Here is an 11,849-nt window from a genome sequence, read left to right as displayed (position 1 = left end):
CCGTCATCGAATCATAGCAAAGCGGCTACGGCAAATGCCCGTTTAGACGAAAGATTCTCACCCTCTCAGGATGAGGATCGAGTGCGTAGCAGGACTATCTCACCAGCTTGCGCACGGCCTCGTCGACGCTGTGGAAGACGTGCTCCCGGGGCAGCGCCTCGAACAGTTTGAACCGCTCGAACGCGTCCTGCGCACGCACCGATTCCAGCCGGGCCAACGCGACCGTGACGCCCTGTTCGCTGCATGCCCTGAACACGTCAAGCAGGATCTGCGCGGCGGTGAAGTCGATCTCGACCATGCCGCTCGCCTCCAGCACCAGCAGCTGCGGGGGCGTCGTGCCGAGCACCTTGGTCACGTCGCTGCGAAAGCCGGGCGCGTTGAGGAAGGACAGCGGCGCCTGCAGTCCGATTACGGCGACGCCGGCGATCCGCTCGCCGGCGATGTGAGGATGCGCCGGCCACCAGATTGTGGTGCCCGGCACGCGCTCGAACTCGACCAGCCGCGCGCGCGTCGTGCTCCAGATGCCGTGCAGCAGCGACAGCATGATGCCGAGGAACGCACCCTGCTGGATCGGCAGCACGACGATCAGCGCGGCGGTGGCAGCGATCAGCAGGAATTCGCTCGGGGATTGGCGAAAGATCGTGACGATCTGCTTCACGCGGATGATGCGCAACGCGACGAACAGCAGGATGCCGCCGAGGGCTGCGTCCGGAACGTGCTGCAGCAATCCCGTTCCAAACGCGAGCAGCGCCAGCACGATCGCAGCGGCGGCGAGGCCCGCGAGCTGCGATTGTCCGCCGGTCTCGGCGACGATGCCCGTCCGCGGCGGGCTGGCATTGACCGGAAACGCGCCGAACAGGCCCGACAGCACGCAGCCTACGCCCGCGCCGAGAAAATCGCGATCGACATCGGCCGGCTTGTCGGGATCGGACGGGAACGAGCGCGTCGTCGCCGCAGTCTGCACCATCACCACGACCGTGATCACGAACGCGAGCGGCACGAGGCGGATCCATTGCTCCGGTGCAAGCTCGGGGAAGGTCGGCCGTGGCAGCGTTCCCGGCACGGCGCCTACGACATTGACGCCCTTGCTTTCGAGGCCGAGCACGATCGTGGCCAGGGTCGCGGCGACGAGCCCGATCAGCGCGCCCGGGATTTTTGCGCTGACCTTCTCGGCGACGAAGACCACGGCCAGCACACCGAGGCCGATGCACAGCGTGAAGGGATTGGTGCGGCCGAGCTCGCTTGCGAGCACACCGATGCGATCGAGCGTCGGCCCGCCCGGCGAGTCCAGACCCAGCACGCCCGGCAATTGCGAGACGATGATGTGGACGGAGATGCCGGCGAGGAAGCCGACCATGACGGGCACGGACAAGAGATTGGCGATGCCGCCAAGGCGGAAGGCGCCTCCGGCCAGCATCATCGCGCCGACCATCAGCGCCAGCGCGATCGCGAGCCCCTGATACTCAGGCGAGCCGGCGGCGGCCAGCGCCGCCAGTCCGCCGGCGAAGATCGGCGTGATCGTGGAATCGGCGCCGCAGGACAGGAAGCGGTTGCCGCCGAGCATCGCAAAGCCGAGCGACCCTGCCATGAAGGCGAAGAAGCCGATCTGCGGCGCGAAGCCGCCGAGCCGCGCCGTGGCCATCTGCTCGGGTATCGCGATCGCAGCCAGCGTCAGGCCCGCCATCAGGTCGCCCTGGAGGGAATAGGACGCGAGTGAGCGAAACAGCGGCCAAGCTGGCTTGGCGTGAGCGTCGTGCGGCATTGATGTGGAATCCCCGGAAGGCCTTCGTCAGTCGGTTAGACTACAGCAATTCCGGATCGGAAGGCGGCGGACGGGGGAACTCTCTCGTGTCCCGGACGCGCTGCAGCCCGTAGCGTTGCTGCGCAGAGCCGGACCCAGGATGCTGCACGCTTCGCTGTTGCATGGGCCCCGGCTCTGCAGCGCACCGCCGAAGAGCGCTGCGCTGCGTCCGGGGCACGGGAGCCGCATCAACAGAAATGTCCGCAAGCCATGGGCTTGCGGACATCTCTTTCGACGTGGACGGAAGCCTCAGTACCGGCCGCGGTCGTTGTGATAGTCGCCGCCGCGGCCGCCACCCATTCCCATGCCAATCCCGACACCGATGCCGATGCCTTGCATGATGGCACCGGGCGGCGGGCCGCGATCCGGTGGCGGCGCGCGCTCGTAGATCACCTCATCAGGCGGCGGCCGGCGCTGCCTGGGCGGCGTGTCGACCACCTTGCGCTTCGGCGGCGTGTCGTCGACGCGCTTCTTGATCACGGGCGCGATTGTCGGGTTGACCGGCGAGGCCGGCGCTGTGGGTGTCGAGCAGGGGCAGGTCGGGGCCAGCGCGACGGCGATCGGGGCAGGAGTCGCAGCCGCGGCGACCGGCAAGACGTAGTTGCGGTTCTGCACGCGGAGCAGCAGCCTGCGTGCGGTCGCAGCCAGGTCGCTGTTGTCCCAGTTCGCCAGATACGCCTCGAACGAGGCGCGGGTGTTGATCGCGGTGGCGCGCTCCCACGCCAGCATCTGGCGCCGGCGTTCCATGATCGTGCGCAGCCGCGGCGTACGTGTATCCTGAGCATACAACTCGATATAGGCCTGATACGCAGGCACGGTGTCGTCGGTGATCACCATCTCATAGGCGACCATGGCCGGCTTGCCCTGCAAATCCTTGCGCCAGTCCTCGAGGCTGCGCGTGCCGCCGGCAAGTGCCATGGAGGATGCGCCAGGAACCGCAGTCTGAGCGCTGCTGTCGCCCCCGAAGAACTTAAAGTCGGTCGTCAGCGACGAGCTTTCCCAGGGGATCTGGCGTCCGTCGGTCGATTGCGCCACGGCGACGCGAATGCGCTTGAACACTTCCTCGATCGGCAGATTGGGCTGCTTGGCGACGGTCAGCGCCGCGGTGGTGTAGGGACTGTCGATGCCGGAGCCATCCTCGGCTTCGGAGCCCGGCGAGGTCGAATAGGAAATGAAGGAGCCCGGCGCGCCGGCCTTGGTGTCGACGATCGCAAGCCCGTGTCCGGCGCCGCTCAGCGCCGGGAACGGATTGTTGCGGCAGGCATCGAGCATGAAGATGCGGGCTCGTGTCGGCAGCGCGCCGAGCGTGTTAAGCAGGTCGTTGAGCCGCACACCCTGCAGCGGAATGTCGGCTTCGCGCTTGGGGTCGAGATCGACGGGAACGAGATAGTTCTCGCCGTCGATCTGGAGGCCGTGGCCGGCATAGAACACCAGCGCGACAGTGTCGGCGCCGCTGGCGCTGACCTTGCCGGCGAAATCCGAGATCGCCTGACGCATATCGTTCTGCGCCAGATTGGATGCCGTGGTGACGGTGAAGCCGGCATTGCCGAGCAGTTCCGTCATGCCCTTGGCGTCGTTGGCCGCGTTGGGCAGTTCTGGCACGGTGCGATAGGCCGATTGACCGATCACGAGTGCGAGCCGCGCTTCGGCCGCGGCCTCCGTCGGAATCGTCAATTGCGTGAGCGCGAGAAGACCGGATGCTAGAAACAAATTGCGAAGAATTGGACGGCGCATGGTGTCACCTCCATCGGCAATGCGCGCGATAATGTCACCTTTTCTAGGTGGCCGCCATGCGTCCGTCTGTGCACTGGATCACGTTGAGCTGCGGCAAAAAGGGGCAGGGGGTCTGCCAGAGCTGGTGCGGCATCGTTCTGGAGCCATCCATGTGAATCGCGCATTGATCCATGCGCCAATTGGATTGATCGCCGATGTCGCGCGAAAGCATCCTCGCGCACAATCGGCCCGATGCAGGTCTGGGCGAGAATCCCGCAAAAAACACGGTTGTTTCGCCGCGCGCTGAAGTCGTCGATGTTCGCGACATGCCGCTTTGCGACGACCGGCCGCAAGCCTTGCCTGCGGCGTCGCTTTGGCCATACAGTCCGCGCAACGGGCTGTGGCAACGACCGTCGCTCGAAAAACAATAATCGGGGAGAGACCGCACCATGTCCATCGTGCCCGTGAACCGTCGCGCGTTCATCAAGTCGTCGACGGGACTTGCCGCCGGCCTCGTGTTTTCCCCCGCACTCATCGGCCGCGCCGAAGCCGCGACTTTGAAGCTGAAATGCTCCTCCTCGCTGCCGAACGATCCCAAATTCGCCAACGGCCGCGTCTATTACGACAATCTCGTGAAGAGCCTGAAGGCGAACGGCCTCGGTGAGCAGGTCGAGGTCGCGTTCTTTCCCGACAACCAATTGGGTCAGGAAATCGATGTCATCAACTCGGTGAAGCTCGGCGTCATCGACCTCATGGTGTCGGGCTCGTCGATCTCGGCCAATCTGGTGCCGCTGGTCGGGACCTTCGATCTCGGCTTCCTGTTCTCGAGCTTCCCGCAGCAGACCAAAGCGTTCGATTCGGGCGCCGCCAAGCCGATCGAGGACGCGCTGCTCAAGGGCAGCAACATCCGCATCATCGCCTGGGCCTATAATTTCGGCTCGCGCAGCGTGCTGGCGCGGAAGCCGGTGAAGACGCCGGAAGATCTCGCCGGTCTCAAGATCCGCACGCTGCCAAATCCCGTCATCACGGAATGCCTGCGCCTGATGGGAGCCGCCGCGACGCCGCTGGCGTTCGGCGAAATCTACACGGCATTGCAGGCCGGCGTGCTGGACGGGCTGGAGCACGATCCGCCGACCATCCTGGCCAGCAAGTTCTTCGAAACGGCGAAATTCTATGCACTCACGCAGCACAATTTCTCGCCGCTCGCGATCTATTTCAGCGACGCGACCTACAACCGCATGGATCCGAAGCTGCGCGAGGGTTTTCTCGATGCCGCGAAGAAGGCCGCGGCCGACACGCGGACCCACGGGCTCGCCGTTGAGAAGGAGGCGCTGTCGGCTCTGACCGAAAAGGGCGTGACGGTGGCCGAATGCGACCGCGAGGCGTTCAAGAAGCGCGTCGCGCCGCAAATCGAGAACTTCATCAAGGCGCGGCCGGACTCCAAGGCCGTCATTGGCATCATCCGCGCCACGCAGGCCTGACGTGGCAATGACAGCTGCCGTACCTCTCTCGGGCGGCCGCCACGGGAGCATCGCCCTGCTGCTTCGCGTCAGCGACGCGGTCGCGGCCGTTTTGCTGGCCGCGGATCTGGTCGTCGTCTGCGGTTCCGTGGTGCTGCGCTTCTGCTTCAACGCGCCGGTGGAGTGGTCCGATGACGTGGCGCGCGGCCTGATGGTCGGCTCGGCCTTCTTCGGCGCGGCGAGCGCGCTCGCGCGCGGCGAGAATGTCGGCGTCTCCTTCTTCCGCGATCTGGCGCCAGTCCGGCTGCGCGCGCTGGTCGATGCGGCCAGTGCATTGCTGGTGGTGCTGATTTCGGCCTATGTCGCCTACAATGCCATCAAGCTCGGCTCGCTGACGGCGGGGCAGACCACCGGGTCGGGCCTGCCGCTGGAGCTGACCTTCTACCCGATGGGCGCCGGCGCGCTGTTCATGACGGTGTTTGCGATCGACCAGCTCTGCGCCAGGCCGCTTCCCGATATCGTCAGAGGTCTCGTTGCGGTTGCCGTCGTGACCGGCCTCTATCTCGCCTGGGATTATCTGTCGCCCGCCACGGTGCCCTCGGCGGGCACGCTGATGCTGATCGGTTTCTTCGCGACGTTGGTCGGCGGGTTGCCGATCGGCTTTGCGCTGGCGCTGGCCGCGCTGATCTTCATCTGGGTCGAGGGCGCGCTGCCCGGCGTCATCTTCGCGCAGCAAATGGCGCGCGGCATCGACAATTTCGTGCTGCTCGCGATTCCCTTCTTCATTCTCGTCGGCTACCTCATGGAAGCCAACGGGATGTCGGTGCGGCTGATTGAGCTGTTGCAGCGCGGGGTCGGGCGCATGCGCGGCGGTTTGAACGTCGTGATGGTGGCGTCAATGGTGCTGTTCTCCGGCATCTCCGGTTCGAAGATGGCCGATGTCGCGGCGGTCGGCTCGGTGCTGATTCCGGCCGCGCGCCGCTCCAAGCAGAATCCGGGCGGCGCGGTGGCGCTGCTCGCGGCCTCCGCCGTGATGGCGGAGACCATTCCGCCCTGCATCAATTTGATCATCCTGGGCTTCGTCGCGAACCTGTCGATCGGCGGCCTGTTCGTCGCAGGGCTGTTGCCGGCGGCGCTGATGGCGCTGGCCTTGATCGCCGTCTCGATCATCTTCGGCAAGACTCCGGCTGAGACTGCGGCTGATGCCGAGGAGGTCGCGCCGCAGATGCCGGTGTCGGGGCTGTGGAGCGGCGCGATCGCCTCGTTCGGGCTGATCTTCATGATCTTCTTCGGCTTCAAGAGCGGCTTTGCCACCGCGACCGAGATATCCGCCTTCGCGGTGGCCTATGCGCTCGTCGTCGGCAGTGTCGTGTTCCGCGAACTCAGCTTTACATCGGCCGCGCACAGTTTTGTGCAGGGGGCGACGCGCGCGGGGCTCGTGCTGTTCATCGTTGCCGCAGCGCAATCGCTGGCGTTCACGCTGACCTTACAGCAAGTGCCGCATGCGGTCGGCGATTTCATGCTGGGATTGTCCAAGACCAGCGGCACCTGGCTGTTCATCCTGCTCGCGATCGGCGTGCTGATCGTGATGGGCTCGGTGCTGGAGGGCGCGGCCGCGCTGATCATCTTCGGGCCGTTGCTGCTGCCGGTGGCCGTGCAGCTCGGCATTGATCCCCTGCATTTCGGCGTGGTGCTCGTGATCGCGATGGGCATCGGCCTGTTCGCGCCGCCGCTTGGGCTCGGGCTTTACGGCGCCTGCCTGATCGGCAACGTGCCGATCGAGCAGACTGTGAAACCGATCATGGGCTATCTCGGCCTGTTGTTCCTTTGCCTGCTCGTGATCGCGTTCGTGCCATGGCTCAGCACGGCATTGCCGCGCGCGTTCGGCTACTGAGGGAGTGTTGCCGTGAAAGTCCTGCTGGCCCACACGCCGGAGATGCGCCGCAATTACTACGGTGATCGCAGCCTGAACGGTTTGCGCGCGGCCGCCGAGGTGATCCTGCACGAGAGCGAAGAGACGCTGGTCTCAGCCAGCCTCGTGCGCGCTGCGCAAGATGTCGACATCATCGTGGCCGATCGCATGACCGAGGGACGCGGCGAGATCTTTGCGCAACTGCCGCGTCTGCGCGCCTTCGTGCGTTGCGCCGTCGACATCCGCAATGTCGATGTCGAGGCCGCCTCGAACGCCGGCGTGCTCGTGACCCGCGCCGGGCCCGGCTTCGTGCAGGCGGTCGCCGAGCTCGCGCTCGGCTTCATGGTCGATCTTTCCCGCGGCGTGTCCCGGGCGACGGCCGACTACCACGCCGGCCGCAAGCCGGAAGCGCGGATGGGCCGTCAGCTCGCCGGCAGCAAGATCGGCATCATCGGCTATGGCAGCATCGGGCGTTACCTCGCCGACATCGCCAAGGTGATGCGCATGGAGGTGCTGGTCGCAGATCCGTTTGCGACCGTGAGCGACAGCGCCGTCCGCCAGGTCAGCCTCGACGAGCTCCTCGCCGCGTCCGACTATGTCGTCTGCCTTGCCATCGCCAACGAGCAGACCGAAAATCTGATCGGCGAGGCGGCGCTGGCGCGGATGCAGAAGCATGCGGCCTTCATCAATCTCTCGCGCGGCAACCTCGTCGATGAAGCGGCGCTGGCGAAGGCGTTGCTCGAGAATCGTATCGCGGGTGCCGCGATGGATGTCGGCCGCGCGCCCGACCAGATGCCAAGTCCTGAGCTCGCGAAGCTTCCCAACGTCATCGCCACGCCCCATGTCGGCGGACTGACGCCGCAGGCGATCGAATATCAGTCGCTGGAAACCGTGCGCCAGGTCGAAGCGATCGTCAAAGGCGAGTTCCCGCAAGGCGCCGTCAACGCCGAGCGCTGGACGCGCCGGCCGTGATCCGGCTCTACAGCCGGTCCACCGCTTTGAACGTCCCGTCCTTCTGGATCACCGTCAAAAACACTTTTGGTGGCGCGTCGAGCATGCGCATGCCGACCGTGATGGTGCTGCCGCTGATGTCGAAGCGGCCGACATCGTTGATGGCGCGCAGCAGGCCCGCGCGCGTCGGTTGCGGTCCGGCTTGTTCCAGCGCCGCGGCCGCGAGACGGCCGGCGATATAGCCTTCGAGCGACACGAAATTCGGCGTCAGCGCCGGGTCGAACGCCGTCTGCGCCGCCTGGTAGTCGGCGACCAGCTTGAGCGAGCGGTCCCAGGGAAACGGCACGACCTGAGAGACGACGACGCCTTCGCCCTCGGGGCCGAGCTCCCGGGCGAGCGCCACGGCGCCGACGAAGGAGATGTTGACGAAGGTCGGACGAGCGCCGCTGCGGTGCGCGAGCTTGATGAACTCCGCGCAGGGACCGTAGGTCCCGACCATGACGATTGCCTCGGGTTCGACGCGCTTGATCGTGCGCCAGGCCGAAGCGACCGCGCGGGTGTTGCGCTCGAAGGTGCCTTCGGCGGCGAGCTCGAGGCCGCGTTTGGCAAGCGCGCGCTTCACGCCGGAAAGACCGTCGCGCCCGAAGGAATCGTCCTGGTAGAAAATGGCGATGCGGGTGAAATGGCGATCCTCCGTGAGGTGCTTGACCCATGCCTCGGCCTCGGCGCCATAGCTCGCACGGATGTTGACCACGTTCGCAAGCTCGAGGTCGCGCAAGAATTCAGCGCCGCTGAACGGACCGATGAAGGGCACGTTCCTCGCGCTGGTGATCGGTATGGTCGCCACCGCGGTCGGCGTGCCCACCGCGCCGATCAACGCGAACACCTTGTCCTCCTCGATCAGCCGCAGCGTCTGCGCCGCCGAGCGGTCCGGATCGTAGCCGTCGTCGCGGCTGATGAGCTGGAGCTTGCGGCCGTGGACGCCGCCCTTGGCGTTGACCTCGGTGAAGGCTGCGACGATGCCCTGCCGCATCCGCTGCCCGAGTGCGGAGGAGGGACCTTCGAGCGCTGCGGCCTGGCCGAACAGGATCGCATCCTCGCTGACGCCGATCTCGTCGGCTTTCGCCGGGAGCATGGTTGCTGCCAGGAGGACGACGGTCGTGACGAGGCATGTCGCAGATCGAGATCGATACATCAGGAAAAGTCTTGCCGGGTGCGGGGAGTGGTTTCGGGAAAGCTATCTCCGCAGGATGAATCGGCGATGTATCGGCTGCTCCGTACTACTCCGGGGAAAACCGGCAACTTATTGCGACAAAGTCCGCATCATCCTGCATTTCATTAACTAAGGCAGGTCATGCGGAACAGCCGTGTTCTGAAATTGTGCAGTTCTTAACCGCGGTCCTGTTCCGATAGTGGCTCCGGCGGCTCAACCAGAGGTTCGGTCGATCGGGAAGAGGGGACGGCGGTTTCTGGAATGGGCGGTCGGGATCAGAACGATCAGGATCGGAGGCGTATGACCGGATGGTGGCGTGCCGCGCCGCTGCTCGGGCTCTATCGTCCTGCGCTCGTTGCGGTCGGAATCGGTCTTTTGTTCTCGGTGGTGGCTGCGGCCGCCGTGGCGCGATGGGAAGGCCGCGTCAACAAGATCGAGTTCGAGAACGCGGCCGAGACCGAAGTGATCGTCATGCAGAACGGCATGGGCGAGTACATCTCCAGGCTCGTCGCGCTGCGCACGCTGTTCGAATCGACCAACCAGGAGATCACCCGCAGCGAATTCGAGACCTTCAGCGCCCGCCTGTTCGAGCGCCATCCCGGCATGCTGCGCATCTCCTGGGTCCCGCGCGTGAACCGCAAGGAGCGCGCCGAATACGAGGCCGCGGCAATCACGGATGGCGTGTCCGGCTATCGCATCAAGTCGCTCCAGGGCGATGCGTTCGCGACCGCGCCGCAGACCGACGAATATTTTCCGGTGCTCTACTCGACCCAGCCGAAGACGTCTCCGGTCTACGGCATGGACTACGCGACCGTTCCGGAGCGCCGCGCGGTCCTCGAGCGCGCGCGCGACACCGACCGCGTCTCGGCCATTCGCACCCACCTCTACGAGCCGAAGGCGGGCGGCCGATTGCCCGACGTACTCGTCGCCATTCCCGTCTACGCCAAGGGAACGTCGCGCGACACGGTCGTGGACCGGCGCCGCAATCTCGCCGGCTTCGTCGTCGGCGTCTTCGACCTGCCGCTGCTGATCCAGTCCATTCGCGTGACCACCGGAGCAAGCCCCGCGGTCAGCGTGAACGTCTATCCGCCGTATACGGGGCAGATCGTCGGCCTGGAGGACATGCTGCCGGATTATTCGTCGGCCGCCATCGCGCCGCAGTCGATGCGAGACGTCGCGCGGACCCTGCACTGGTCGGGTAATCTCAAGATCGGCGACATGGATTGGCAGGTGCGGGCGGTTCCGGCTGCCGGCGGTCCGCTGGAGACGACCTACGATCGCGCGGGCGCGGTGCTGATCGTCGGCATGCTGCTGACGCTGTCGCTTTCGACCTATCTCGTGCTCGCAAGCCGCAATTCGCAGCGGCTGTCGCTGGCGAACCGGCGGGTGCTCGAACTCGCCCAGACCGACATCCTGACCGGATTGCCGAACCGCGCCTTCTTCCTTGCCCGGCTCGACGAGCTCAATGGCCGTTTGAAGGACGGCGGTCCGACCTTCTCGATCCTGATGCTCGACCTCGACCGCTTCAAGAACGTCAACGACTCGCTCGGTCACGGTGCCGGCGATGTGCTGCTGCGTCAGGTCGCACAGCGGCTGAAATCGGCGCTGCGCCCCAGCGACGTGCTGGCCCGACTCGGCGGCGACGAATTCGCCGTCATCCAGGAAGCTTGCGAGGATCAGCGCGTCTGCTCAACCGAGCTGGCGGGGCGGATCGCCAAGCTCGTGGCCGAGCCGTTCCTTCTTCCCGGACACCGCGTCGAGATCGGCACCAGCATCGGCATTGCGATCGCGCCCGATCACGGCAGCGATCAGGAGCAGCTGCTGAAGAAGGCCGACCTTGCGCTCTACCGCTCGAAATCGTCGGGCCGCAACTGCTTCACCATCTACGACAAGGCGATGTCGGCCGAGCTCGAGGCGCGCAGCACGCTGGAAGGCGATCTGCGCGACGCCATCGCGCGATGCCAGCTCGAGGTGCACTACCAGCCGTTTGTCGACGCCCTCAGCGGCGCGCGGCGCGGCTTCGAGGCGTTGGTGCGCTGGCGGCATCCGACGCGCGGCTTGATTGCGCCGGACCAGTTCATCCCGCTTGCGGAGGAGACCGGGCTGATCGTGCCGCTCGGCGAGTTCGTGTTGCGGCGCGCCTGCGCGGACGCGGCCGGCTGGCCGTCCGACCTCGCGGTCGCCGTCAACCTGTCGCCGATCCAGTTCAAGGAGGCCGAGCTGTTCGAGATGATCAGCGCGGCGCTCGCGGATTCCGGGTTGCCGCCGCAGCGGCTGGAGATCGAGATCACGGAATCCGTGCTGCTGGAACGTGGCGTCGAGAACCACGCCTTCATGGAGCGGCTGAAGAGCATCGGCATCGCGCTCGCACTGGACGATTTCGGCACCGGCTATTCGTCGCTCAGCTATCTGACCGCGTTCCCGTTCGACAAGATCAAGATCGACAAATCGTTCATCCGCAACCTCACGCATCAGCCGCGCAGCTCCGCCATCATCTCCTCGATCGTGACGCTGGCGCGCGGGCTGGACATGTCGGTCACCGCCGAAGGCGTCGAGACCCGCGAGGAGTACGAGCGGCTGAAGGCGCTCGGCGTCAATTTCGCGCAAGGCTATCTGTTCGGCCGCCCGCACCCCATCGAACGGATTCTGTTCGACGCGCCGGTCAAACCGTCCCAACGCGACGCGGCCTGAGCGCCCGCCTCGTCCTTCGAGACGACCGCTTCGCGGTCTCCTCAGAGCTTGAGAATGTTTTGCTCCCGCCGGGAGAGTTTTGCATTGCCTGGAGAGCGGTGACCCCAA

At 65.7% G+C, this 11,849-nt stretch carries 8 protein-coding genes; 5 read left to right on the top strand and 3 right to left on the bottom strand.

Annotated features, from left to right (window positions below; genetic code table 11):
* Nucleotides 1-94: 94 nt before the first annotated feature.
* Entirely contained in the window at nt 95-1,762 is a 1,668-nt protein-coding gene (locus AC0L2F_RS35300) for a SulP family inorganic anion transporter (RefSeq protein ID WP_473251478.1), read from the bottom strand.
* Between the two features lie 288 nt (nt 1,763-2,050).
* The gene (locus AC0L2F_RS35295) at nt 2,051-3,535 is read right to left on the bottom strand and encodes a caspase family protein (RefSeq protein WP_473251477.1); all 1,485 of its coding nucleotides are present in this window, start codon (nt 3,533-3,535) and stop codon (nt 2,051-2,053) included.
* Nucleotides 3,536-3,729: 194 nt separating this feature from the next.
* On the opposite strand from AC0L2F_RS35295, the gene AC0L2F_RS35290 reads away from it, so the two are divergent.
* From AC0L2F_RS35290 to AC0L2F_RS35275, 4 genes are read left to right on the top strand one after another with little or no spacing between them, the layout of a single operon-like run.
* Complete coding sequence (locus AC0L2F_RS35290) at nt 3,730-3,945, top strand: hypothetical protein (RefSeq protein ID WP_063995266.1); 216 nt, start codon at nt 3,730-3,732, stop codon at nt 3,943-3,945.
* Between the two features lie 18 nt (nt 3,946-3,963).
* Complete coding sequence (locus AC0L2F_RS35285) at nt 3,964-4,995, top strand: TRAP transporter substrate-binding protein (protein WP_063995267.1); 1,032 nt, start codon at nt 3,964-3,966, stop codon at nt 4,993-4,995.
* Nucleotides 4,996-5,002: 7 nt separating this feature from the next.
* Nucleotides 5,003-6,868, top strand: coding sequence for a TRAP transporter large permease (locus AC0L2F_RS35280; protein WP_063995268.1), 1,866 nt, complete (start codon nt 5,003-5,005; stop codon nt 6,866-6,868).
* A gap of 12 nt (nt 6,869-6,880) precedes the next feature.
* Nucleotides 6,881-7,858, top strand: a complete 978-nt coding sequence (locus tag AC0L2F_RS35275) for a hydroxyacid dehydrogenase (protein WP_473251476.1) — start codon at nt 6,881-6,883, stop codon at nt 7,856-7,858.
* Nucleotides 7,859-7,865: 7 nt separating this feature from the next.
* Here AC0L2F_RS35275 and AC0L2F_RS35270 read toward each other — a convergent pair whose 3' ends face one another.
* A complete protein-coding gene (locus AC0L2F_RS35270) occupies nt 7,866-9,032 on the bottom strand; it encodes an ABC transporter substrate-binding protein (RefSeq protein ID WP_473251475.1) in 1,167 nt (388 codons plus the stop codon).
* 318 nt (nt 9,033-9,350) lie between these two features.
* On the opposite strand from AC0L2F_RS35270, the gene AC0L2F_RS35265 reads away from it, so the two are divergent.
* A complete protein-coding gene (locus AC0L2F_RS35265; protein WP_473251474.1) occupies nt 9,351-11,741 on the top strand; it encodes a bifunctional diguanylate cyclase/phosphodiesterase in 2,391 nt (796 codons plus the stop codon).
* Nucleotides 11,742-11,849 lie beyond the last annotated feature (108 nt).

This window comes from Bradyrhizobium sp. Ken64 (assembly GCF_055807555.1).
The sequence above is the reverse complement of the archived record's forward strand: the minus strand, read 5'-3'. Positions and strand labels throughout refer to the sequence as shown.